This window comes from Paenibacillus rigui (genome assembly GCF_002234615.1).
Classification (GTDB): Bacteria; Bacillota; Bacilli; order Paenibacillales; family NBRC-103111; genus Paenibacillus_S; species Paenibacillus_S rigui.
The window spans coordinates 411,993-435,511 of record NZ_NMQW01000002.1 but is presented as its reverse complement, the minus strand read 5'-3'; the positions used below and the strand labels follow the sequence as shown (position 1 = coordinate 435,511).

Annotated in this window: 21 protein-coding genes; 13 read left to right on the top strand and 8 right to left on the bottom strand. The window is 52.2% G+C overall.

Annotated features, from left to right (window positions below):
* Nucleotides 1–44 precede the first annotated feature (44 nt).
* Together glgA and CF651_RS02605 are read left to right on the top strand one after the other, a co-directional pair.
* Nucleotides 45–1,475 (top strand): glycogen synthase GlgA, encoded by a 1,431-nt coding sequence (glgA, locus tag CF651_RS02610; RefSeq protein WP_094013253.1) that lies wholly within the window; start codon nucleotides 45–47, stop codon nucleotides 1,473–1,475.
* A gap of 93 nt (nucleotides 1,476–1,568) precedes the next feature.
* Nucleotides 1,569–2,423 carry an HAD hydrolase family protein gene (locus CF651_RS02605; RefSeq protein WP_094013252.1) on the top strand — a complete coding sequence of 285 codons (855 nt, stop codon included), beginning with the start codon at nucleotides 1,569–1,571 and terminating at the stop codon, nucleotides 2,421–2,423.
* 125 nt (nucleotides 2,424–2,548) lie between these two features.
* Here CF651_RS02605 and CF651_RS02600 read toward each other — a convergent pair whose 3' ends face one another.
* Nucleotides 2,549–2,773 (bottom strand): hypothetical protein, encoded by a 225-nt coding sequence (locus CF651_RS02600; protein ID WP_094013251.1) that lies wholly within the window; start codon nucleotides 2,771–2,773, stop codon nucleotides 2,549–2,551.
* Between the two features lie 213 nt (nucleotides 2,774–2,986).
* Here CF651_RS02600 and CF651_RS02595 point away from each other — a divergent pair, with 213 nt between their 5' ends.
* The 4 genes from CF651_RS02595 (at nucleotide 2,987) to CF651_RS02580 (ending at nucleotide 8,120) form a co-directional block, all read left to right on the top strand.
* Nucleotides 2,987–3,349, top strand: a complete 363-nt coding sequence (locus tag CF651_RS02595; RefSeq protein WP_094013250.1) for a Na-translocating system protein MpsC family protein — start codon at nucleotides 2,987–2,989, stop codon at nucleotides 3,347–3,349.
* Nucleotides 3,350–3,557: 208 nt separating this feature from the next.
* Nucleotides 3,558–5,912: an FdhF/YdeP family oxidoreductase gene (locus CF651_RS02590; protein WP_094013249.1), complete on the top strand. Its 2,355-nt coding sequence runs from the start codon at nucleotides 3,558–3,560 to the stop codon at nucleotides 5,910–5,912.
* A gap of 6 nt (nucleotides 5,913–5,918) precedes the next feature.
* A complete protein-coding gene (gene fdhD, locus CF651_RS02585; protein ID WP_094013521.1) occupies nucleotides 5,919–6,722 on the top strand; it encodes a formate dehydrogenase accessory sulfurtransferase FdhD in 804 nt (267 codons plus the stop codon).
* Between the two features lie 84 nt (nucleotides 6,723–6,806).
* Nucleotides 6,807–8,120, top strand: coding sequence for a purine/pyrimidine permease (locus CF651_RS02580; RefSeq protein ID WP_094013520.1), 1,314 nt, complete (start codon nucleotides 6,807–6,809; stop codon nucleotides 8,118–8,120).
* Here the strand turns inward: CF651_RS02580 and CF651_RS02575 are convergent.
* Both CF651_RS02575 and CF651_RS02570 read right to left on the bottom strand, forming a co-directional pair.
* Nucleotides 8,086–8,784, bottom strand: a complete 699-nt coding sequence (locus tag CF651_RS02575) for a PIG-L deacetylase family protein (RefSeq protein WP_094013248.1) — start codon at nucleotides 8,782–8,784, stop codon at nucleotides 8,086–8,088. The genes CF651_RS02580 and CF651_RS02575 overlap by 35 nt on opposite strands.
* A gap of 194 nt (nucleotides 8,785–8,978) precedes the next feature.
* Nucleotides 8,979–9,200 carry a hypothetical protein gene (locus tag CF651_RS02570; protein WP_094013247.1) on the bottom strand — a complete coding sequence of 74 codons (222 nt, stop codon included), beginning with the start codon at nucleotides 9,198–9,200 and terminating at the stop codon, nucleotides 8,979–8,981.
* Between the two features lie 197 nt (nucleotides 9,201–9,397).
* Between CF651_RS02570 and CF651_RS32135 the strand changes: the two genes are divergently transcribed.
* Both CF651_RS32135 and CF651_RS02565 read left to right on the top strand, forming a co-directional pair.
* A complete protein-coding gene (locus CF651_RS32135; protein WP_179232654.1) occupies nucleotides 9,398–9,553 on the top strand; it encodes a hypothetical protein in 156 nt (51 codons plus the stop codon).
* A 469-nt stretch (nucleotides 9,554–10,022) separates the two neighbouring features.
* Nucleotides 10,023–11,153, top strand: a complete 1,131-nt coding sequence (locus CF651_RS02565; RefSeq protein ID WP_094013246.1) for an MGDG synthase family glycosyltransferase — start codon at nucleotides 10,023–10,025, stop codon at nucleotides 11,151–11,153.
* A gap of 82 nt (nucleotides 11,154–11,235) precedes the next feature.
* Here the strand turns inward: CF651_RS02565 and CF651_RS02560 are convergent, their stop codons facing one another.
* Nucleotides 11,236–11,724: a phosphatase PAP2 family protein gene (locus tag CF651_RS02560; RefSeq protein ID WP_179232653.1), complete on the bottom strand. Its 489-nt coding sequence runs from the start codon at nucleotides 11,722–11,724 to the stop codon at nucleotides 11,236–11,238.
* 291 nt (nucleotides 11,725–12,015) lie between these two features.
* Here CF651_RS02560 and CF651_RS32130 point away from each other — a divergent pair, with 291 nt between their 5' ends.
* Complete coding sequence (locus CF651_RS32130; protein ID WP_179232652.1) at nucleotides 12,016–12,180, top strand: hypothetical protein; 165 nt, start codon at nucleotides 12,016–12,018, stop codon at nucleotides 12,178–12,180.
* 39 nt (nucleotides 12,181–12,219) lie between these two features.
* Here the strand turns inward: CF651_RS32130 and CF651_RS02555 are convergent, their stop codons facing one another.
* The 4 genes from CF651_RS02555 to CF651_RS02540 form a co-directional block, all read right to left on the bottom strand.
* Nucleotides 12,220–12,708 carry a C40 family peptidase gene (locus tag CF651_RS02555; protein ID WP_425436181.1) on the bottom strand — a complete coding sequence of 163 codons (489 nt, stop codon included), beginning with the start codon at nucleotides 12,706–12,708 and terminating at the stop codon, nucleotides 12,220–12,222.
* Nucleotides 12,709–12,948: 240 nt separating this feature from the next.
* Entirely contained in the window at nucleotides 12,949–15,024 is a 2,076-nt protein-coding gene (locus CF651_RS02550; RefSeq protein WP_094013244.1) for a glycoside hydrolase family 65, read from the bottom strand.
* Nucleotides 15,025–15,065: 41 nt separating this feature from the next.
* Nucleotides 15,066–17,777, bottom strand: a complete 2,712-nt coding sequence (locus CF651_RS02545) for an alpha-L-rhamnosidase (protein WP_094013243.1) — start codon at nucleotides 17,775–17,777, stop codon at nucleotides 15,066–15,068.
* Nucleotides 17,767–18,804 carry a family 43 glycosylhydrolase gene (locus tag CF651_RS02540; RefSeq protein WP_094013242.1) on the bottom strand — a complete coding sequence of 346 codons (1,038 nt, stop codon included), beginning with the start codon at nucleotides 18,802–18,804 and terminating at the stop codon, nucleotides 17,767–17,769. The genes CF651_RS02545 and CF651_RS02540 overlap by 11 nt, the downstream gene beginning before the upstream one ends.
* Nucleotides 18,805–19,031: 227 nt before the next feature.
* On the opposite strand from CF651_RS02540, the gene CF651_RS02535 reads away from it, so the two are divergent.
* The 4 genes from CF651_RS02535 (at nucleotide 19,032) to CF651_RS02520 (ending at nucleotide 23,515) form a co-directional block, all read left to right on the top strand.
* Nucleotides 19,032–20,216 carry an iron-containing alcohol dehydrogenase gene (locus CF651_RS02535; RefSeq protein WP_281254432.1) on the top strand — a complete coding sequence of 395 codons (1,185 nt, stop codon included), beginning with the start codon at nucleotides 19,032–19,034 and terminating at the stop codon, nucleotides 20,214–20,216.
* A gap of 103 nt (nucleotides 20,217–20,319) precedes the next feature.
* Nucleotides 20,320–21,240, top strand: coding sequence for a 4-hydroxy-tetrahydrodipicolinate synthase (gene dapA, locus CF651_RS02530; RefSeq protein WP_094013240.1), 921 nt, complete (start codon nucleotides 20,320–20,322; stop codon nucleotides 21,238–21,240).
* A gap of 12 nt (nucleotides 21,241–21,252) precedes the next feature.
* Entirely contained in the window at nucleotides 21,253–21,885 is a 633-nt protein-coding gene (locus CF651_RS02525) for an SGNH/GDSL hydrolase family protein (protein ID WP_094013239.1), read from the top strand.
* Nucleotides 21,886–22,213: 328 nt separating this feature from the next.
* Nucleotides 22,214–23,515: an alpha-L-fucosidase gene (locus CF651_RS02520; protein WP_094013238.1), complete on the top strand. Its 1,302-nt coding sequence runs from the start codon at nucleotides 22,214–22,216 to the stop codon at nucleotides 23,513–23,515.
* The last annotated feature ends 4 nt before the right edge of the window (nucleotides 23,516–23,519 follow it).

The window sequence follows — 23,519 nt, the reverse complement described above, 5'->3', positions numbered from 1 at the left end:
AAGGGGGCCTCACACGCCTAACCTAAAAGGGGTGGCAGGAGCCAATGAAAGTATTATTTGCGGCATCGGAAGCGGTGCCCTTTGTCAAAACGGGAGGCTTGGCCGATGTGATTGGCTCGCTGCCAAAGGAGCTGGTCAAGCAGGGGCTTGATGTTAGAGTCATCCTGCCGAAGTACGAAGACATTCCGGTACATTGGACGCAGCGAATGGAGACGGTTGCCACTTTTACACTGCAAATGGGCTGGAGACAGCTGTACTGCGGAATCTTAAAGGTAGTTCATGAGGGAATTACGTTTTACTTCGTAGATAATGAGTATTATTTCCGCAGGAAAGGCTGCTATGGATACGGCGATGACGCCGAGCGGTTCGCATATTTTTGCCGGGCGGTCATGGACTCGATGCAGCATATCGATTTTATTCCGGACTTGATCCACTGCCACGATTGGCAGGCAGGTATGATTCCGGTGCTATACCGGGCCCATTTCAGCTACCAGCCGAAGTATGCGCATATCAAGACGGTTATGACGGTCCACAATCTGAAATACCAGGGTGTGTACGGCAAAGAACAGTTTAAGGATTTCTTTGCTCTGGGTGACGAGCACTTCACAGGCTACGCGCTGGAGCAGTATGGCGGGGCCAGCTTTATGAAGGGAGGTCTGCTCTATTCGGATTACATTACTACCGTCAGTCCTACTTATGCCGAAGAGATTCAGACGCCTTTTTACGGGGAATATTTGGACGGGCTGCTGAGAAGTCAAAGCCACAGGCTGCAGGGTATCATCAACGGGATCGATTACGACGAATTGGACCCGATGACCGATCCCCATCTGGAAGTTAACTATCTGGATTCTCTTGAGAAAAAGCAGCTGAACAAGCTGAAGCTTCAGGAGAGACTCGGCCTGCCCGCTCGGCAAGACGTTCCGTTAATTGCTCTCGTAACGCGGCTGGTGGAGCAAAAGGGCTTGGCCCTGATCGATCGAGTCATTGAGGAGCTCATGCAGCTGGATGCGCAGTGGGTCATTCTTGGTACTGGAGAGCAGCGCTATGAGCAGCTGTTCAAGTGGGCAGCCGACCGTTATCCGGATAAAATGTCCGCATGCATTACGTTCGACGAAGGACTGGCAAGGCAAATTTATGCCGGCTCCGATCTGTTCTTAATGCCTTCTCAATTCGAGCCGTGCGGGATCGGCCAACTGATTGCCATGCGTTACCGCTCCGTACCTATCGTTCGGGAAACGGGTGGCTTGAAGGATACGGTACAGGCTTACAATGAGGTGACCGGGGAAGGAACCGGCTTCAGCTTCGCTCATTATAATGCCCATGACATGCTGTATACGGTGGAACGGGCAGTGCGTTATTACAATAATGAAGAGGCATGGACGAAGCTGCACGATAATATTAAGAAAAAAGACTTCAGCTGGCGCAGATCGGCTCAGCAGTATGCCGACCTGTATGAGCAGCTGGTGAACGAATAAACCCGTAAATAAAGCAAAGTGCAGAGCCAACGGCGATACGTCGTTGGTTTTGTCTATAATGAAGCAAAGATAAGCTGCAGAGGAGGAGCGGAATTGAACCCTATCTATGTTTTGACCGATCTGGACGGTACGCTGCTGCACCCTGATGCAACCCTTTCGAAGCTGAGTCGAGAGGTTGTCACGGATGCCATCCGCGACGGACATGTGATCAGCTATGCGACGGCCAGAAGCTATATCAGCTCTCATGCGGTAGCAGGGGAGATTCATTGGCGGCATCCGGTGGTTTTATATAACGGAGCGCTTCTGTTCGATCCCGTTGCCAAGGTGAAGCTGGATGGCGCCTTTTTGAATACAGGGATAACGAATCAACTGATCGCCTTTGGCAAATCGTTCGGATTGTGCCCACTGCTGTTTGCTTTGGACCATAGGGATGCGGAGCGGGTGCTTCATGAGCCATTGAGACGCAGCGGGGATCAACAGTTTAGGGCCAGCAGGCCTGGAGATCCGAGATTTCAAGAGCTCGATGAGCTGCAATGCCCGGACGATTTTCAAACATTAATTTTGACCTACATCGGGCATTTCGAGGAGCTGAAGCCTCTTTATGAGGCTGTAAAAGGGAAGCATGCGGATCAGGTGCATATCCACATGATGCCTGATGGCTACCTACAGGATCATTATTTCCTGGAATTGAGCCATCCCGAGGCAAACAAACGGCACGGCTTGAGGATGTGGGCAAAGCAAGTCGGGTGTGAGCCGGAGCAAATCATCGTTTTTGGAGATAATTTGAATGATATCGGGCTATTTGAGGCGGGAGGGACCAAAATCGCGGTTGGCAATGCACAGCCGGGACTTAAGGCCATGGCGGACCGAATTATTGAAGCGAATTCAGAGGACGGCGTCGCCCGTTATTTACAAGAGGTGCTGGAGGGAGTTAAGGAGACAGGCTGATAGGACAAACTGAAAAGAAAAGACGAAGAAGCCTGCCTGGGGTTGGCAAGCCGGCTTCACATTGGGTGAAACGTAACGTTCCCTTTGCAATGGAAGGGCACGATTTGTCTGCACGCGGCAGTCATTTATACGGGATCGGTCTCCAGGTCATCATAATACATCGTTTCGTTATTGAATGACCGGTTGATCGATAGAAAGGTATGCAGCAGCTCGAACAGCTCCGATTGATCAAGCTCCAGAAAGATGCGCTCTTCCTTCGTCTCACTTGGATCCACGTGGATTTGAATCGATTTGTTGTCCGGATTCACTTGAATTTCCCAATGTTCCTTCTTCAGCACGCTTTCCCACATGTGTGATTCATCCTCCCCTGAACGCGGTGTCTTATATTTGGCTGGCATTGGACACGTAATTCTAGTGTATGTCCGGTTGGGACAAATATGACTGTTTTTGAGTTGATATGGAAGGAGAGTGCCGGGCAGGACATTAGTTAGGAAAGCATTGAACTCTGAGGAAGACCGTGTTAGAATTTGGTTCATAGACTTGGGTAAATGAGGATTAGATGCATGAACAAAATGGAAGCGGAGTTTAGCAATTTGGTGAAAGCGTTTCGCAAACGCCACATGGGCAAAGGGCCTAGGGAAATTCGAACCACCTTCTGCAATCATTGGGCGATTTGTGAGATGGAAGGCAACCTCTCTCCGGTTGAGAAGTTTATCGCCTCCGGCAGCGAGGGCAAGCAGGTGCTTCGCACGGCCAGAACAGAAATGGTCAAGGACATGTACCGGAACCATCCGCCTGTGGAAATGGAAGAGCTGCTGGGTGCCAAGTTCCTTGAGCTTTATCTCGATATTGATCTGGAGAAAGATTTCGGGATGTCCATTTTTGTATTCGATCAAAATATTCAACGCAAATTTGCGCCGCAATAATTGTATACAGGTGCCGTTGGCACTTAGCAGCGAACCTGCTTAAGACTAACAGCCGCAGTAGACACACTTTCTTTTTTGATGAAAAGGAGGTAGGTCTGCTGCGGCTTTTTTGTTGGAAATTAAACGAAGTGAGCTTTCAGTACGGAAAGCTTAGCAAATGCTTACGAAGTGAGCTTTCCTAAAGGAAAGCACTTAGGAGGAATTTAACATGGGAAAAACGATACATACCGGGCCGATCCGTTTGCCCAAAAAGCTGGACCCCAAGCTATGGGTCAATAAAGTTCCGTTCGGCTTAGGGCAGGTCAAGCCGCACCACATCAAGGAGACGCTGAAAATCGCGTGGGATAATCGCGACCAATTGCCTTATGCTTACCGCATCTTAACCCAAGGTGTGTGTGACGGGTGCGCTCTGGGCGTATCCGGTCTGTATGACCGTACTTTGGAAGGGCCGCATTTGTGCACTACGCGGTTGAACGTGCTGAGGCTTAATACGATGCCGGCGATCGAGCCCGCGACACTGCATCAGGAAATAGAGCAGCTTCGCAAGCTGGACAGCACCGCGCTTCGCAAGCTCGGCCGCATTCCCTACCCGCTGATTCGGCGTAAGGGGGAAGCCCGTTTTACCCGGCTGACCTGGGAAGAGGCGCTAGAAACGATTGCGGCCAAAATCCGTTCGATCGATCCGATGCAGCTCGCGTTTTATTTGACGGCAAGGGGCATCACCAATGAGTCGTATTATGCTGCTGCGAAGGTAGCCCGGCTGCTTGGGACGAATCACATCGACAATGCGTCACGCATATGTCATTCACCGTCCAAGACGGCGCTGAAGCGTTCTGTCGGGATTGGAGCGTCCAGCTGCAATTACAAGGATTGGATCGGCACGGACGTGCTGGTCTTTTGGGGGAGCGTAGCGGCGAATAACCAGCCGGTATCGACCAAATATATGTATGCGGCCAAGCGGAAGGGAACGAAGATCATCGTGATCAATCCGTACTATGAGCCGTCGATGGAGCAGTACTGGATTCCGTCCATACCGGAGTCCGCGTTGTTCGGCACCAAGCTGGCCGATGATTTCTACCAGGTAAACATCGGCGGCGATATTGCCTTCATGAACGGAGTCATGAAGCATTGGTTCGAGATGGAGGAGCAGTCCCCCGGCAGCGCGATCGACCATGCTTTTGTTGAAGAGCATGCGAACGGCTATGAAGCGCTGAGAGCGCATGTCCTACAGCAGAATTGGGCACAGCTGGAGCAGTCTTCAGGCTTAAGCCGGGAGCGGATGCTCGAATTCGCCCAACTGCTGGCCGGAGCGAAATCGGCGGTGTTCGTCTGGAGCATGGGCTTGACCCAGCACCGCTTCGGCACCGACAACATCTCGCAGGTGGCGAACCTGGCGCTGCTCCGCGGCTTTCTCGGGCGGGAGCACTGCGGCTTAATGCCGATCCGCGGCCACAGCGGTGTTCAAGGCTCGGGGGAGATGGGAGCGGATCCGTTCAGCCTGCCCGGCGGAGAATTCAAGGACGCGGACCGGAAGCGGATAGAAAAGGAATGGGGCTTTAAGCTTCCGGAGTGGCAGGGGGATATCGTGGGCGTGTCACTCGAGAATGCGCTGCTGCCCGAGGAGCATTCAAGGAAGCTGAAGCTGTTTTATACGTCAGGCGGTAATTTCCTGGAAACGATGCCCGACCCTGACTTTGTACGGCGGTGTTTGGAGCAGGTGGACATTCGGGTACACCAGGATATCGTATTGAACACCTCCACCCTTGCGGACGCGCAGGAGGCGGTGATCGTGCTTCCGGCGATGACCCGCTACGAGCAGCCGGGCGGTGGGACCTCCACGTCTACGGAACGGATGGTGTATTATTCCCCTCAGATTGAAGGAGGGCCTGTCGTCGGGGAGGCTAGGCCGGAATGGGCGATATATGCGGAGCTAGCAGCACGGGTGAATCCGGCCAACGAACGACGGGTCGCTTTCCGCAGTGCCGACGATATCCGAAAGGAAATCGCAAGAGCCGTACCCTATTATGACGGCATTCAGCATTTGAGCAAACGGGGGGATGTGTTTCAATGGGGTGGAGCCTGGCTGTGTGAAGGGGGCGTCTGTCCGACACAGGATGGCCGCGGTCAGCTGATTCCTATCGAGCTGCCTGAGCTGCGCAAGCCTGAGGGTCATTTTCTTGTGACGACTCGTCGCGGCAAGCAGTTCAATTCGATGATTTACAGCGAAACGGATCCATTCAACGCCGCGGACCGTTACGACGTGCTGATGAATGCAGACGATGCGCAATCGCTGGGGCTTAAGCCGGCCGACGCCATTGTCGTCTACAACCGGTATGGCCTAATGCATGGACGGGTTAAGCTTGTACCTGTTCAACGGGGCAATCTGGAGGTGCATTGGCCGGAGGGCAACTGCTTGATCCCCAAGGGAGTCTATGAGCCTCATGCAGGAATACCGGAGTACAATACGGCAGTTGTCGTCGAGAAGGCCGAAACGTTCCATGCGTTCAAGGACACCAAATATGTGGAGAAGCGGATCGCCGAGCTGGAGACGGAAATGGGGTGAGTGACGATGGATCAAGAGGCTACCGTGAAACGAGGCGTCTGGAAATATAAGCACGGCCAGTTTATCCGACTGGAGGACGACATCGTCACCGAGGTTCCTTTGACACTGAAGGTCGATCGAGAAGAGTTCGCTACCATGGTGTGCACACCGACCTATATGGAGGAGCTGGTGATTGGTTTTCTTGCCTCCGAGGGACTCATTCGATCGATGGAGGACATCAGGAGCTTGTCGTTGAATACGTCCCGGGGCTTTGCCGATGTCGAGCTGACGGCGCCGCAAAATACCGGCAAAGACTGGCATCAAAAGCGGTTTATCGCTTCGTGCTGCGGAAAAAGCAGGCAGTTTTATTTGCACAACGATGCCCGTACAGCGAAAACGATTGTATCGCGCGATTCCCTTTCAGCTGAGCGATGCATTTCTTTGATGCAGGAGCTCCAGCAGGGCTCAGCGGATTTTCATAAAACGGGCGGTCTGCACAACGCGGCCTTAGGCGGAGCGGATGGGCTGCTGCTCACCCGTTCCGACATTGGACGGCACAACGCCATTGACAAAATTTATGGCCACTGTATTCGGCACCGAATATCGATGAAGGGCAAAGTATTGGCGATCAGCGGCAGGGTCTCCTCTGAAATTTTGCTGAAGGCGGCCAAAATCGGCGTCGGCCTTCTTCTTTCCAAGTCGGCTCCAACGGAGCTGGCATTAAAGCTGGCTGAAGATTTAGGCATCACGGTCGTCGGTTTTATTCGTGGCCATTCCTTTAATGTGTACACGCATCCCGAGCGAATTGTGCACGATGGTTCGCCCTCGTAGTTGCATAAACAATCCATTGCGGAGTAATATAGCCGTTAGGAAGTGGGAACCTTCGAATTTACAGACAGAGAGTAGTTGGACAGCATGAATAAGCGTACGCTGCTTCAGGAAAGCAGCACTAGAAGCTGGAATGTATGGGGGATGTTGCAATGGTTTGTCTTTCTCCTGGCCAGTTCTATTGCACTGCCTGTTGTCATCGGGCAAGTATTTCAGTTAACGACACAGGAAGTGTCGGAGCTCATGCAGCGCACCATTTTTGTGGTCGGCCTGAGCGGATTTATACAGAGCTGGCTTGGTCATCGCCTTCCCATAGCGGAGGGGCCGGCAGGCTCATGGGTGAGTGTGTTTGTTATTTTCGCCGACATGGCTGTGCGTCAGGGACAAAGCGTCCGCGGCACACTGCAGCTGCTGGAGGGCGGTCTGCTGGTGGCCGGAGCCATTCTATTCGTGCTTGGCATCACAGGTCTCATGCAAAGGCTTCTTGCCTTATTTACTCCTCTGGTGACAGGGTCGTTTCTTCTAATATTGGCCATTCAGCTGAGCGGCGTCTTTTTAAAAGGAATGCTTGGGATCAGCGGGCAATCCCTCAGGGTGGACTATGCATCCGTGTGGATCTCGTTCGGCGTGTTCATATTGGTTATTCTCCTGTCAACCGCTGGGAAAGGCTGGATGAAAAGCTATGCCGTATTTATTGGTATCATGGCCGGGTGGGCTGCCGCGGTCATCGCCGGCTATGGTGTGGGACACCCCTCCGATGCCGGAAGCTGGCTGAGGCTGCCTATGCCGCTGGCATGGGGAACACCGAGGCTGGACTCCAGTGTTGTTATTACTACCGCTTTATTCACGCTGACCCTTGTCTCCAACACGATCGCAGCAGTGGCGGGCGTGGGGCAGGCGGTAGGAGAAGAAGCGGCGGCGGACGCGAACCGGGTCAACCGGGGCGGCTGGGCCGGCGGCCTGACGCACATGCTATGCGCGGTCTTCTCGACGGTAGGCATCGTGCCGCTGCCTGTCACAGCCGGCTTCATTCAGCTTACAGGCCAAAGAAAGACACGGCCTTTTCTCATCGCATGTGCCCTGCTTGCCTTTGTTGCACTGTTTCCTTCCGCCGTTGGCTATCTGGCACTGCTTCCGGGTCCTGTCGCCTATGGAGCGATGATGGTGACTTTCGTTCAAATGATGGGCATCGCCATGCGTTCGCTGGTCAAGGAGCCGCTGGATGAAAGAAGGCTGACCATTTTGGGCATTACGCTTATTTATGGCGTAGGCTCTATGTTTCTGCCTGCAGCAGCACTGAACAATATTCCGGTGTTCGTTCAATACGTTATCAACAACGGACTCTTGGTCGGTACGCTGCTGGTCATTATTTTGGAACGGATTTGGAAGCCTCTCCCGTAACGGGAGGAAACCAGATCCCCTGCTCCCAGGCAAGGACAAAGCTTTCATACCGGCGATGCTCGGGAAAAGAGGCCAGGCTGCCGAAGTAGCGTTCGATAGCCAGCATTTGAGAGTCATGGGCACGAAGCGCAGCTGCTTTAACAGCCCAGTTCGGTTCTGTATCCACCGAGATGGCGGGGGAGAGCCCCTGGGTCAACAGGGTTTCGGAAGCGACATAAAACAGCCTGCGAACGGATGGGCATCGCCCGCTGGTAGCAGCTGAGGTGGTAAGCTTCGAGATGGCGATATGATCGGGGTGCCCGTTGCCCCCGTCCTCGCCGAAAGTGAATACATTTTCCGGTTGATGGGTGTTGATAAAAGCCAGAATGGCTTCCACCGCAGCCTCTGTAGGGACGGTGTTCAGTTTCCCGTCGGGATAACCGAGATGCTCTACCAGAGACAGGCCTAGAATGTGTGCCGCCTTGTCCATTTCCTTCACTCTTACGGCAGCCAGCTCCTCATTCGTTGCCTGTTGCAAGGAACCGTTCTTTTTCCCGGCATCACCCTTGGTTGCCAGCAGCAAGATCGGCTTCGCGCCACGGTCAGCCAGCTGTCGGATCAGACATCCGCTTAGAAAAGTCTCATCATCGGGATGGGCATAGATAAAAGCAGCAGTTTGGTTCATTGTTTGAATTCGCCTCCTCTATCCAATAGTATACCTTATCTTAGGGATGAAGAAAGAGCAGCAAATGCAAAGCAAAAACGCCGGAGGCTTGTGTTGAACCCTTCCGGCGTTTTTTGCTTTTTTTCAAAGGAATCCGTTACTCTCGGTGAATCCGATCAAATTTGATTGTGTGCTGGAGGCTTGCAGCGGCAGGTTCAGGCAGAATGCTGGAAGAGGGTACGGGATCGCATATGCGTCCATTCACGGAGCTCGTCCAGCAGCTCGGTCAGCTCATCCTGCAGGGCATGCAGCTCAGCGTAATACTTGGTTTGCATCGATTTCAGTTCAAACTGTGGCATTTGTCTAAACTTGATGTAATCGTTGTAGCAGCTGTTCGTGCTTGTCACCACTGGCATTATGATCCCTATTGAACTCATCCGCTCCACCCCTGTTTCTTCATCTATTTATCTGTACGAAAAGCGTAAAGCAGTAAGCATTTTCAAGTCAATACATTTTATTAAAAATTCAGAAAATTCACTCATATTTGATTGGTCATGGACATCCTTCCTAAAGAAATGTATAGATCTGTCAGACAGGGTGACAATAACGTTTGTCTATGAAAGGAGGGGACAGGATGTACGAGGAAGAGAACTCAACAGAGTCCGAGCAGCTGGAGGAAAGTAACACTGAGACAGGTGCACAATCTTTTGCGGAGTCCACAGCCGGGATCGATTATTCCAAGGATTTTATTTGGGGCAGCAATCAAGACGAATACATTGATGAGAGCTGAAGCCACCCCGGCAGCCGCCCTTCGGGGCGGTTCTTTTTGGTTTAGAACAGCCACAGCTTCAGCCTCCCCGCAGCCCTTTGCACTTGCAAAAGGGGAGAAGGATAGTGCATAGTATGAGAGCGGGGCAGTCCGCTGTCCATCCATCCGGTAATGTTATCCTATTTCCGTTACTCCAACCATGAATGCTATAATAGAAGCGGCTGTCGGCGTTCAACCGCTGGAATCCAAAGGGAACGAGCCGTGTTAGGGCGGAAGGATAAAGAACAAAAGTACAAAAGGCAGCGGTACTTGTGGTACTATTAATTTGATATGGAACCAGGAATATGATAAAACGCAGCATGGATTGATCCGATTCCCAATACATTAGACTAAATGGGTGCAGGATGCAGATTTAAAATTTAAACAACGGCTGTTTGACAGTATACATGCATCAAAGACTGATCTAACCGGTGTTAAGGGGGTTCGCTGGATGAGTAATGTCAATCCGCGTGTCTTGATTCTAACGGCTAGTTATGGCAACGGACATATACAAGCCTCTCAAGCGATACAACAGCAATTTATCAAGCAAGGGGTGGATCAGGTTTCCGTCATCGATCTGATGAAAGAAGGCCATCCTTTTCTGAACAAGATTACGACGTCTTTGTATAAAAAAAGTCCGCAAAGCTCCAGAATCGGACTGGACTATTACGGCTGGAGCTATTATTTGACCCGGGAAACGAAGCATACGGCTTTGTTCAACCGTTCCATGCAGGCATTGGGAAGAAAAAAATTGACGGAGGTCATTCACCAGATCCGTCCCGATGCGGTCGTGAATGCTTTTCCGTTCGGGGCGGCACCGGAGGTATGCAGCACACTCGGCATTCAAAATTTTACCGTCATAACGGATTATGCGCTGCACTCGACCTGGATTCATCCTTATGTGGATAAATATTATGTGGCAACGGATGATTTGAAGGAGGATATTATTTCAAAAGGCTTCGCCAAGGATCGCGTGAAGGTGAGCGGTATCCCGATCCGCAAGGACTTCGACGAGCTGTCGTCCGGCAGGGCTGCATCGGTCAAGCAGGCCCATAAAAAAACGGTTCTTGTCATGGCCGCAGACAGCGGTGCGGTAAGCTATATCGAGGAAATGCTGCAGGTGCTTCTCTTTATGGGGGAATATCGGGTCGTAGTGGTATGCGGACGCAATGAGAAATTAAAGCAAAGGCTTGAAATTCAATTTGCTGCTTATTTTAACCTTGAGGTCCTTGGATATATCGAGAACATCCATGAGCTGATGTCGTTATCGTCCTGTATTATTACAAAGGCCGGTGGCCTTACCCTAACGGAAGCTATTGCGCTGCGGCTGCCTATATTTATTTACAGGCCTTATGCGGGGCAGGAAAGGGAAAATGCATTGTACTTAACCAGCCGGGGCGTTGCCTCCATGTCCAATAATGTGGAGGAGCTTTCCGCACAAATTCGGTTTGTATTGTCCAATCCCGGATTAATTGAAGCGATCAAGAGCCGGATGGTCAGTTTGCAAAGAAAGCATGCTTCCGCACTCATCGTCAGTGATATTATTCAGTCGATCGATCAGCAGGTTCCCGTGTCGATGTAACAAGGAACGGGGGCGCCAGTATCAAGCAAATCCCACTTGGAAAAAGCTCCAGTTTGCAGCGTAGCTGCCGACTGGAGCTTTTTTATTCTGTGTCCCTCGATTGACGCTCTTGGTTGTACCATTGAAAGCACCAAACACATAAGGCAAACCAGCTTCCGCTGGCTAGGAAGCCGCCAACGACGTCACTCGGATAATGGACGCCCAAATAGATACGGCTTAAACCGATACAAACGGTCAATAGAGCACCCAGGACCCCAACGGAAGCCCGGGCATACTTATTAGGCATATGTCTCCAGAGCAGAAAGGTGAGGGCCGCGTAAAAGGCGAAGGCTTGCATGGAATGGCCGCTGGGAAAGCTGAAGCCGGTCTCTTCAATCAAACGGTGCAGCGAAGGCCTGTCCCGGTGGAAAGCAAGCTTCAGCAGCAGGTTGAGGAGGATGGATCCGCCTAGGATGGTGATGAACAGCAATATTTCCAATCGATGACGCAGCCAAATGCAGCTGTAAAGTAAAATGACGATAGAGAGGCAAGCTAACACCTCGAATGAACCGCTAAGAGTGAAGAGCTTCATAAGCTGTGTCAGCTGAGGCCCTTCCCAAAGCCGGATTGCGGAAATGAGGGCTTGATCCCATTGGACAACACGGGGAGTGTTGAAAAATATAGCGACGGAAATAAAGCACACAAGTGAGAGAAAACTGAATATAAGTACATAAGACACACGCAGACGGTTATTCATAGGGGCACCCGGTTCATTTTTTTTGAAATGTCAAAAATCAGGCTGAAAGCTATATTGTATCTTAAAATTCCGTAAAGGGATAGACCCTGTCAGAGTCGGATGATGTGAGAGAATGGAGGGCAAAGGATGGGAAACGAAGCGCTGGCCGACGTGGACCGTTTTTTAACGATGATTTCTTATCTGGAAAGGGAGGTGGCCAGGCTGCTTGCCAAAGCAGCGCTGTCCGAGGAGGAAAAGCAGTTTATTTGGGATCATATAGTTATCGTTCCTGGGAAAGCCGATCGTATGTAAGTGCCGCCCCATCGGGACGGCGTGGTTTTTTTGGACGGATTATAAAACTCTGCGTGCCGTTGCATAGTGGGACTTCCACCAGCTTGAATTCAAATCCGTAATGGTAACTCCCGGGCTGCCATACGTGTTGATCATTTTGCCGTTTCCGATGTAGATGCCCACATGATGAATGGGAGAATAGAAAAATACGAGATCTCCAGGCTTCAGCTGATTCTTCGGTACGTAAGTTCCGACCCTGGATTGCTGACGCGAGTCCCGAGGCAGCGAAATACCATTCTTCTTAAACACGTACTGGGTAAAGGAAGAGCAGTCAAATGAGCTGGTGATGCCTGACGGTGCGCCGTATTGATACCGAACGCCCATATAATGTTTGGCTGTAGAAATAATGTCGCTTGCTTTGGATGATGCCGATGCGGAAGCTGCATATGCGGTTGAATGAGGCACGAGGGCATTACCGGTCATCATCATGGTTAGACATAGGCTTATGCCCATTACCGATTTACCGAGACGGTTCATTGTTAATTTCATGATGTTCCTCCCATTGGATCGTGTATTGGTGGCGTTAACGCCTGTCCTTACAATACCACAACTATTTATTCCACAATTTGCTTGCAACCTTTGGAGACTTACTCCGATCTAGCATAACAAGCCTATATTAGAAATTCATGAGAAAACTAAGAGCGTTTCTTATTGACATGGAAAAAGGAGTCTGCCGGATGCCAAAAAGCGCTGATCAGCTTTAGGAGAGCTAACCAGCGCCTTTATCTTTTATATCATACGGACAAGCCCTTCATGCCGGACCGTCCAGGAGCCGTCTTGAGGAAACCCGGGGGCGTGCGTGTCCGGACCATTCTCCCAACCGGCGGCCATCATGGCTACAGCAGTCAGTAAGCCGCCATTACCCGGAAGGTAAACCGTCAGCGGCTTCCTTTGATAATTATGGCCATTGGGCAAGTAGGAATTGGTCGTTTTCTCCATCAGCAGCGTGTCGACGGCCAGGTGCCCTTCACCGAGTCGGGCCGCGGTCATTGCTGCCATCGGATAATCCCAGCCCCAGGTAGCATCCCAATCCCAAGCGTTCATCACTTCTTGGAACGTTCGCCGCATCGTGTCCGGGTCCACTTTTACGCCGGGAAGGATACCGAGCGGTGCGAGCATCGTCGGATGATCCTTCGTGCCGGCTTTGGCCGTGAACGTGTCCAGTGCTGTCTCTGCGGCCACATAGAGGCCTTCTACAACAGGAAGCTCCGCTAAATGTTCCACAATGTGATCCCATTGCTCCACGCGCGGCTGTCCGAGCCGTTCCTTCCATGTATTTGCGACGGATAGTCCGAATGCCCAGTAGGCCAGCTCAAAGGTCGGATTCATCGTCGTGGCGTGGTCGTATATTTCCTGCGCGGGCGCGACAGGCGGGCCTAACACATAACGCTTGCCCTCTTGATCCCACTCCGCGAAGGATGCCATGAAGGCAGCCGATTCAAAAACAAGTTCGCTGTACCGGTCTAACGAAGCGGGGTCGCGCCGGATTTTATAAATGAGCTCCGCGTAATAAATCGGGTGAGGCTGCTGCCAAATGAGGAATGGCTCAATGTAGCAGGGCGCATTGATACCGTCCGGAGCTATACACTTGGGCCAACGGGCCCCCTCATAGCGTTGGGAGGCGGCGAGCCTCCGGGCCTGGGGCAAGATCGTTTGGTACCAGCCCAGGTTGTTCTCAAGCAGCTCGGTACGGTTCCAGAGCGCAAAGTGGACGGAATGCCACCAATGCATCTCCAGGTGGAACTTGCCGCCCCAGCTGTTATGGGTCAATCCCGATTCCTGGGGCGGAAGGCAGCCGGACGATTGAATCGCGGTCAAATATTGAGACAGCACAATCCGGCGTTCGAGCTCCAACGCTCTCGGATCCTTGCTTCCCGCAAGCTCCACAGCAGCTCCCTGCGTCCAGAACTGCTCCCAATGCCGTTCGCTTGCATTCAGAACCGCCTCACGGTCGGGCAGCGGCTGGGTCGGTTCATGCTCTGTCGGCGAGAACCGGATACGCAGATCGAAGCTAAAGTCGTCTGAGGAGGGGGTGTACACAAGGAGATGGGGATCCTCCGCATCCCGTTCAAGCACTCCGTTCGACCATTCCGCAGCCATCGCATAGCAGTCTTGATCCAATGTCCGTCGGATCAGGGCCCTGTTGCTGCCGCTGTATTCCAGCTGTGTCAAATGACTGTCTGGCTTGCCCCATTGAACGGCGGCAAACTTCCATGTTCCATATGGGAAATGAAACTGGATTTGAAGGCGCCCCTGCCGGATCAATACGGAGCTGACCTGAACCGAAATCAAATCCTGCTCGGGATGACAGCAGGTGGTAACGGTAACCTTTTCTCCGGACAAGGTGAAGCTGCTATCGATCGTTCCTGTCCACAAATCGAGCGTTTGACGAATATCACTGAGATCCGCTGCGGCGGCTTGCTCTCCGGTAGGCAGCGTAAACCGGAACCCGATCATGCCCAGATGGAGCTTGTGCGGGTTGAACTTGAGCCATTTGTATTCGTCGTTAATTTGTCCCGGGGCCATATAGGGGAACCCGACGCTTCTTCCGTTGAATGTGCTGTAATGCGTCAGCGGAAATTTGTCCAACGTATAGCCATTCGGATTGGGCGAGGTGTGCCAGGCCCAGTTGGATAAATGACCCAGAGGGACGCCGCCGTCCGAATAAAGCTCGGGGAAGGTTTGCAAACCTGTTGCGTCTACGGTAAAGGCATAATTGCCGTTGCCGACAGAGAGGGAAGAAAATTTGTCAAATCCGGTTATGACCGGATTGTGACGTCTGACAAGGGAAGTCCGATCAATCATCGCCAAGCCTCCTGCTGTATTTGGTATGGATACTGTTTTCGTTATTTTGATTCAATAAATCGGTTGAAGCGATACTGTCCCGAGGTGATCCCGATAACCGCATGATCTCCCTCCCAGCGCACCTGCTGTATGCCTGGTGCCTCCTCAAGGCTTGCTCCGCTTTCGGTTATAAAGTGCAGAGCCGGGGCAGGGACATAGACTACCGCTTGGCTGTTGGGCGGAATGTCTACCTCCAGCGTCAGCTGATCCTGGGCGTCACGCTGCCAACGGACCTGTACGCACCCGCCGGGATGGCGGTGCTTTGCCGAGACTTGGCTTAACCCTTCCGGCAGGAAAGGGCGAATGGTCACCTGGAATGCCTCCTGCTCAGAATCGTACTGGCAGTCGATGCCGGCCAAATACCGGTACAGCCATTCTTCGAGGTGTCCCAGCATGAAATGGTTTTGCGACTTGCCTACGGTCGGACCGTCCCACGCCTCCGTTAACGTCGTGGCACCATGTTCGACCTGATAGCCGTAGCTTGGATAGTCCGTTCGGCATGCCATCTCGTAGATGATATCCGAACGGTTGGCTTCGGCAAGAGCGAGCAGGACATAGCGGTGGCCGATATCGCCAGCGGTGGTGTGGTATCCGCGAAGCTTGATGTCATCGATCAGATGCGACAGCACCTGCTCTCTGTAGGGTTCATCTACCAAGCCAAGTACTAGGGGCATGGCATGGGAGGTTTGGCTGCCTGTTGCATACTGAACCTGCTCCGGGTCGAAAAATGCAGCGTTGAACGCAGCTTTAATTTCATTTTTCAACCCGGCATAGCCGACGCTGTCCGAATGATGGCCGAGCAGGCTTGCGATTTGGGAAAATACATCGACAATATGGTAAAACATGGCGGTTTCCGTATGGGAAACCGGCGTATTTTTGGCAAATCCGGGAACTTCATCCGTCGCATCGTACCAGTCTCCAAGTCCCGTATGAACAATGAGCCCATCGGAGTTGGCGGCGATGTAATCGATATAAGCTTTCATGCCTTCAAAGTGTTCGGCCAATATACGGGTATTGCCATATTGATGGTACAGGTTCCAGCCGATAAGCACGTAAGCACCGCCCCACGACACCGAATCGCGGAAGCATTCCCACGGCTCGGCGAACACGACGTATTCGGGTGCAGTTGTAGGCACCATGCCGCTCGGCAGTTGCGCGTCCCGGATATCCTCCATCGATTTGACGAGCAGCGGCTCGATATGCGTGTTATAGGCAACCGCCGGACCCATCAGATGGATTTGCTCAAGCCACCCCAGCTTTTCGCGGTGGGGACAGTCGGTGAAGATGCTTTTCATATTGCTGAGCACCGCCCAGTTGATGATTTCATGGGTGCGGTTCAATAGAGGGTTGGAGCAGTCGAAGCTGCCCGTTTCCGGCGAATCCGGATAAATCATTTGCCCCTCAATATGAAGAAGGACGGGGGCAGCGGGGGGGTGGTCAGCCCGATGATCAGTCCACTGGGCGGGAAGGGCCCCTTCAATCTGGACATAGCGAAATCCGGAATAACTAAAGCGAGGGGACCAGCTTTCTTCCCCTTGACCGCTTAATGTATAGCTGAAGCGGGTCGGGGAGCCGGTCCACTTCTGGTTCACCGTTCCATTATCCTTCAGCAGCTCGGCAGGGGATAGCCTAACCTGCGAGCCACGCTCGCCTGTAACCGTGATATGGACCCAACCGGAAAAGTTTTGGCCGAAATCGGCGACATATATGTCGGGTTCAGGCTGTGTAATAGATACCGGCCGGAACGTTCTCATGACCTTGAGCGGGGAGAGCGCCTGGGACTTGAGCTTGCCCATCGGGGCAGCAACCTCTATGGCTCTTCTCCAGGACGATAAGGCAGCAGGCTCCAGGTCAGGCAGGTCCCAGCCGGCTTGTTCCAGCGCAAGGCCCGCATCATAGTCCTCGCCTCCGTAAATACAGCTGAAGGTGAGAGGGCCGTCCGACATGAGCCATCGGTTGCTGCTGGCTATGGTAACCACGGTGCCGTCGGTATGGGTGACCTCCAGCTGGACAAGGCATTTGGGCGTGCCGAAGGAGCCTTTGAATTTACTGTAGCGGCCTCCCGGGACATGGTAAAAGCCGTTGCCCAGCATGACCCCTACCGCGTTCATACCTTCCTGCACCTGATCGGTAATATCGTAGCTGCAGTAGAGACACGTCTTGTCGTAGTGCGTCCATCCGGGCTCCAGGACATGGTCGCTTACCTTGGAGCCATTCAGACGAAGCTCGTAATGCCCTAATCCGCAGATATAAGCTCTGGCGGAAGCAACCGGCTTATACAGCTCGAATTCGTTACGGAATAAAGGAAGCGCTTTAATATTGTCGGAGCCTTCATCCACCGCCTCTCCGATCCACCGGGCCGACCAGTCCGAATCGTGAAGAAGTCCCATTTCCCACCAGGATACAGGGCTTTCCGTCATGCTTCCGTCAGAGGCCCAAAGCTGTACCCGCCAGTAGTACCGGGTCCGGGACTGAAGCGGTGCTCCATCATATAGAATATGCGCTTGCTTTCTGCTTTCCGTCTTGTCGGTGTCCCACTGATTCCCTATGCCACGTCGAATCAACTCTTCCCTGTCGGAGACAAGGATCCGGTATGCGCTCTGGGTTTGGCGGCGGGTGACGGAGGGGGCGTAGCTCCAGCCCAAGGCGGGGTTGCTTACATCGACACCCAGGGGGCATACTTTGCTTTCCGCATACAGGTGCTCAATCTGCATCGCCTGCATTCTCCTTTGCTAAGGTTAATGGGGCAAACAGGTTGCGGGAAGCGGCTACACTGATGGTTCGGAATTCTTTTCCATAATTAACCGTCGGATCCCCTTCCTGAACAAGTCTGCATGAGCAATAAAAATGGTACAGTACGCCTTCATGGGTGATGACTGATGGTTTATGGGCAAAAATAGAGTCGATTGTGCCTTTTTCCCCAACCGAAATAATCGGCTCAGGGTATTTTTCCCAATGAAGCAGATCTTTTGACAGGGCCAAGCCTTCCTGTGCTTGCTTGTAGTTATACCCGAAGTAATACATAACCCACTCATCCTGATGCTTCAGGACGCATGGATCGCTGACAAAGCCGCTGTCCCAACGGTCCGGCGAAACGCGCAGCACGGGGTTATGCTCGTATCTGTGCCATGAGATTAAATCGGTCGAGAACGCGACACCCGTCTGCTCTATCCATCTTTTGTCTGTATTCTTGGCATTGTAGAACAAATAAAACGTGCCGTCCTCCTCAATCAGGCATTCCTTATACAATCCGCCCTTCTCCCAGTCGGCGCCTTCCTCCGGAGTGAGGATCGGTTCCGGCAGCCGATGCCATTCCAGCAAATTTTCATCTTCGGTCCAGGCCAACCCGATTTTGGCGGAGCCTTCCTCATACCCGAATTCGGGATAGGCATGATATACAAGCCAGTATTTATTGTCCCATTTCTTCAGAACAGGTGGAGCGTCCAAATCATGCTCTTTCAATATCCATGTACCGGCAATGTTTTTGGAGTCCCAGCCCGAGCCTTCATTCCGCCGCAAAATCACGCTAAGGTGCTCCCAGTGCAGCAAATCGCTGCTGGTAGCCAATGCGGTCTGGTATCCGGTATCGTCAAAGCCGACGTACATCATATAGAACCGGTCTTGATGCTGAAATACAAACGGGCAATCAACGGCCCGGTAATCAAAATGGCCGGGTATCCCGGAACCGGCCAATACAGGTTTTCCTAACTTATACGGAGTGACATAAGGCTGAATATTCATCAGGAGGCGCCCCTTACGGTTTGGATTTTCAAATAGAGTACTACAAGATGAAAGCAGGATGTGGGGGGAATCGTATCCGAAATATGGGTTAAATGCACTTTTGCCGGAATAGCCGCTATAGAATGTGCTGAAATAGGTCGGATTCACCTAATGGATGATGGAATGGTCAAATTGAAAGCACACTGCCGCTGGATTAAGATGGGCTCATGAGGAGGGGGAGACATACTTTGGATCAGTACTCAGTACCTTATTATGGCTTTCAGACGGCCGGATCTATTGTAGCCGGACGCAATACGATGATACAGCTCGTACCACGTATCCAACGAATGGGCTTATTCCGGCAAGTCTTCATTGTTGCCCAGCCTTCGCTAAAGGCCAATGGCATTGTCGATCAAATTGCCGGCGAGCTGTCGCAGGCAGGCATGCAAGTTCGCATCACGACAGAGGTGCGACCGGAGCCGACTGCAGATCAATTGCGGGAGGTATTTCAAGCTGAGGTCAGTCCGGCACAGCCGGATCTGCTGATCGGCATCGGCGGCGGAAGCGTGCTTGATGCAACGAAGCTTTTTTCCGTGATGCTGACCAATGAAGACGATGTGGAAAGCATGGTCGGCACCGATCTGGTGGCGAATCCCGGTATGCCAACGGTTCTTATACCTACAACCTCTGGCACAGGCTCAGAGGTCACACCCAATGCGATCGTTACGCTGCCGGAGCAGCAGCTAAAAGCGGGGGTGGTCAGCCCTTATTTGCTGCCAAAGCTGGTCATTCTCGATCCGGTATTGACAATCAGTCTGCCCAAACCGATTACGGCGGCTACGGGAATGGACGCTTTCACCCATGCGCTGGAATCGTATATTTCGAATAAAGCGAATCCCATCAGCGACATGTTCGCTCTGGAATCGATTCGACTTATTGCCGGCAGTCTGCTTCCATCCTATAGCGATGGATCGGACATTACGGCGAGGGAGAAGATGCTTTTGGGATCGATGTACGGCGGCATGGCCTTAACCGCAGCGGGCACAGCGGCTGTTCATGCACTGGCCTATCCGTTGGGGGGCCAATTCCACATTCCCCATGGGGTAGCGAATTCCATGCTGCTGCCTCATGTAATGGCTTATAATCTGGATGCTATTGCGGAGCGGCTTCAGCCGGTTGCCCGCGCCATGGGGCTGTCTGGGAGCGGAAGCCGGGAAGGCGGTTTCCATGCGGCGGAAGCGGTCATTGAGCAGATTATCGAATGGACCCGGGAGTTGGACATTCCGCAAAATCTGCGCGTGTTCCATGTGACGGAAGGGGATGTCGAGCCATTGGCCCTGGCGGCTTCCAAGGTAACACGGCTGATGAATAACAATCCGAAGAAGATGGATCTCGATGCGATCCAGGAGGTATACCGCAAGCTGCTGCCGTGATGCTTCGGAGCAAGGGCGGCAGACAGGAAGCAAAAGCCGTTGGTTGCAAAGATAGAACTTGGCTTCCTGTCGATCACACCAAACTTATAAAGGGAGTGTTGATATGTTTAAGCCTGCAGGGATTATTCCGGCAATGGTGACTCCGTTCGATGCCAATCACCATGTTGATGAAACCGCTTTAAGACAGCTGGTTCGAAGGCTGGTCGAAGCACGGGTACACGGATTGTTTTGCTTGGGGACGAACGGAGAGTTTTTCTACTTGACGGCAGAGGAGAAGCTTCGTGTCGCAGAGATTGTCATCGACGAAGCGCAGGGCAAATTGCCCGTTTATGTAGGAGCAGGGTGCGCCGGTACGAAGGAGACGGTATGGCTGGCTGAACGGCTGGAACGTCTTGGAGCGGATGCACTGTCTATCATCACCCCGTATTTTCTGACCTTTACGCAGCAGGAGCTGATGGGGCATTATCAGACAGTAGCAGCGGCAACAAGCCTACCGCTCATTATGTACAATATCCCGGCCCGGACGGGGAATTCGCTTCAGCCCCGAACGGTAGGGGAGCTGAGCAAAGTGCCTACGATTGTTGGAATTAAGGACAGCAGCGGCAGCTTTGATACGATACTTCAATATTTGGAGCTGACCGGACCGGACTTTGCCGTATTGGCAGGTACGGACTCGCTTATTTTGCCCACGCTTATGGCCGGGGGTCATGGTGCAATCGCGGCCACAGCCAATGTTTTCCCTGAGACCGTGCGGTCAATTTATGAATTATGGCTGCAGGGCAAGACGGAGGAGGCGGAGCTGGCGCAGCGTCACCTGCGTGCGCTTCGCAGCGCTTTTTCACTGGGGACACTGCCTTCCGTGCTGAAAGAAGCGATGAAGCTGATCGGCCTGCCTGCCGGGGAGTCGAGGCTGCCTGTCCAGCCGCTGTCGCCAGAGGCAAAAGCCGTTTTAACAGGTGTCATGGAAAAATACAGGGAAGCTGGGCTTTTTGATGCCGCCGGTCTTCCCGGTAACTCAATTTAAGGAGGAGCACGCATGCCATTCCAAGCGAAGGACCGCATTGTTTTTATTGGAGACAGCATTACGGACAAGGGGAGAAAAAAAGACCCGCTGAAGCTCGGCAGCGGATACGTCCGCATGATTCACGACTATCTTTCACTGGAGTATCCGCAGCTAGCTTTGAAAATTATTAATGAAGGGGTATCGGGCAACCGGGTCATCGATTTGGAAAAAAGATGGCGCATGGACGTGCTGGACCATCAGCCGCAGTGGCTCTCGATTTCTATCGGCATCAACGATGTATGGCGCCAGCTGGATAATCACGACGTTGAGCAGGTGTATCCCGATAAATTCGAGGCAGTATACCGTCATTTGCTTGAGCAAACCAAGGAATTACCGGATTGCCGTCTGATTTTGATGGAGCCGACGGTGATTAAAGAATACCCCGATTCCACGGGAAATGGCTTGCTGAAGCCGTACGTCTCGATTGTGAATCGGTTGGCTGAGGAGTATAACGCAATATTGGTACCAACACATCAAGCCTTCCTTACGTTCCTCGGGTATGAAACGGGCAAGGACTTAACAACGGATGGCGTTCATATGACTCCGCTGGGAGATACCTTAATGGCAGCAACGTGGATCAAAGCCCTAAATGGTACCACAAAGTAAGCTTAATTGTAAATAAACTATATCGCCAAACAGCACATCCGAATAAAAGTTGTGTAAGAGCTATCGATGGCAATGAGAATCTACGGAAATGATTATAGACGGTTATGGGTTTTATTCCTTATGTTATAGGTGAACCAAGCTGCTTTTGCGCCGATCCACCTATATCATCTTATCGGAAATGGTTCATAGTGCTAGAAGCGCCTATAAAAAGGATGAATTCGACCTATAATCAGAGAAAACACTTCCTATACACTTAACAGCATGTCGCTGCGGCACACGTTGTTGCAAAGCATAATACCTGAAACGCGGAAAGAAGGAGGGGATTGGTGTGACTTTTGAGGTTGAACCGACAGTAGGAAATAGCGAATGGTTTACAGAGGATCGATTTGGCTTGTTTATTCATTGGGGCCTGTATACGTTAGGGGCAAGACATGAATGGCTGCAATCCAGAGAGAGATCGACACCGGAGCAGTACAGTAAATATTTTAAAAGGTTTGATCCTGATTTGTATGATCCCGAGCTGTGGGCACAGCTTGCGGCGGATGCAGGGATGAAGTATTTCGTCGTGACCACGAAGCATCATGAGGGCTTTTGCTTGTGGGACAGCAAGCTTACCGATTACAAGGCGACGAACACGCCGGCAGGACGTGATGTGCTGCGGCCGATGGTGGATGCGTTCCGGAACCGTAACATGAGAGTAGGCCTGTACCACTCGCTGATCGACTGGCACCATCCGCATTATACGGTGGATACGAAGCATCCGCTGCGAATGGACCCGCAATTTATTGAAGCAAGCGCGAAGCGGGATTTTTCAATTTACCGGGATTATTTGTTCGGCCAAACGAAGGAATTGCTGACAGAATTCGGAGATATTGATCTGTTGTTCTATGATTTCTCATTTCCTTCCGAGAACGGTCTGCCGGGAAAGGGCAAGGAGGATTGGCACAGCGAGGAGCTCATCCGGCTCATCCGTTCCTTGCAGCCGGGCATTTTGTTGAACGACCGGCTGCAAATCGGTGGGGATATTACGACGCCGGAGCAGTATATGCCGACCCGTTGGGTGCAGGTTAACGGCAAAAGAGTTGTATGGGAAACATGCCACACGTTCAGCGGCTCCTGGGGATATCACCGGGAGGAGGAATCCTGGAAAAGCGTTGACCTGCTGATCAAAATGCTCATAGATGTCGTAAGCAACGGCGGCAACCTGCTTTTGAATGTCGGGCCGACCGGCCGTGGTGAGTTCGATGAGCGGGCGATAGACCGGCTGAAAGGGATCGGCGAATGGATGAAACGGCACAGCCGGTCAATTTATGGCTGCACACAGGCGCCTGAAGCGTTCAGCTGCCCGCAGGATTGCCGGCTGACCTACAATCCGCAGACAAACCGGATGTATGTGCATGTATACAGCTGGCCGTTCAAAAATATTCACCTTCACGGCTTTGCAGGCAAGGTGGAGTATGCGCAGCTTTTGAACGATGCGTCCGAAATCCGCTTTAAGCAGGGCTTTGTCGCCAGCGGAATCGATAACGGAGCATTCAAGGAAGGGCGCGATGAGGATACACTTGTGCTTTCCATTCCGGTCAAAAAACCGAATGTCACGGTTCCGGTTATCGAGCTTTTCTTAAAATAAGCTT

Bases quoted from the DNA above. Each gene is read 5' to 3' on its own strand.
- glgA (WP_094013253.1), top strand. From the start codon at position 45: ATGAAAGTATTATTTGCGGCATCGGAAGCGGTGCCCTTTGTCAAAACG.
- CF651_RS02600 (WP_094013251.1), bottom strand. From the start codon at position 2,773: ATGTGGGAAAGCGTGCTGAAGAAGGAACATTGGGAAATTCAAGTGAAT.
- CF651_RS02595 (WP_094013250.1), top strand. From the start codon at position 2,987: ATGAACAAAATGGAAGCGGAGTTTAGCAATTTGGTGAAAGCGTTTCGC.
- CF651_RS02590 (WP_094013249.1), top strand. From the start codon at position 3,558: ATGGGAAAAACGATACATACCGGGCCGATCCGTTTGCCCAAAAAGCTG.
- fdhD (WP_094013521.1), top strand. From the start codon at position 5,919: ATGGATCAAGAGGCTACCGTGAAACGAGGCGTCTGGAAATATAAGCAC.
- CF651_RS02580 (WP_094013520.1), top strand. From the start codon at position 6,807: ATGAATAAGCGTACGCTGCTTCAGGAAAGCAGCACTAGAAGCTGGAAT.
- CF651_RS02575 (WP_094013248.1), bottom strand. From the start codon at position 8,784: ATGAACCAAACTGCTGCTTTTATCTATGCCCATCCCGATGATGAGACT.
- CF651_RS02570 (WP_094013247.1), bottom strand. From the start codon at position 9,200: ATGAGTTCAATAGGGATCATAATGCCAGTGGTGACAAGCACGAACAGC.
- CF651_RS32135 (WP_179232654.1), top strand. From the start codon at position 9,398: ATGTACGAGGAAGAGAACTCAACAGAGTCCGAGCAGCTGGAGGAAAGT.
- CF651_RS02565 (WP_094013246.1), top strand. From the start codon at position 10,023: ATGAGTAATGTCAATCCGCGTGTCTTGATTCTAACGGCTAGTTATGGC.
- CF651_RS02560 (WP_179232653.1), bottom strand. From the start codon at position 11,724: ATGAAGCTCTTCACTCTTAGCGGTTCATTCGAGGTGTTAGCTTGCCTC.
- CF651_RS32130 (WP_179232652.1), top strand. From the start codon at position 12,016: ATGGGAAACGAAGCGCTGGCCGACGTGGACCGTTTTTTAACGATGATT.
- CF651_RS02555 (WP_425436181.1), bottom strand. From the start codon at position 12,708: ATGAAATTAACAATGAACCGTCTCGGTAAATCGGTAATGGGCATAAGC.
- CF651_RS02550 (WP_094013244.1), bottom strand. From the start codon at position 15,024: ATGATTGATCGGACTTCCCTTGTCAGACGTCACAATCCGGTCATAACC.
- CF651_RS02545 (WP_094013243.1), bottom strand. From the start codon at position 17,777: ATGCAGATTGAGCACCTGTATGCGGAAAGCAAAGTATGCCCCCTGGGT.
- CF651_RS02540 (WP_094013242.1), bottom strand. From the start codon at position 18,804: ATGAATATTCAGCCTTATGTCACTCCGTATAAGTTAGGAAAACCTGTA.
- dapA (WP_094013240.1), top strand. From the start codon at position 20,320: ATGTTTAAGCCTGCAGGGATTATTCCGGCAATGGTGACTCCGTTCGAT.
- CF651_RS02525 (WP_094013239.1), top strand. From the start codon at position 21,253: ATGCCATTCCAAGCGAAGGACCGCATTGTTTTTATTGGAGACAGCATT.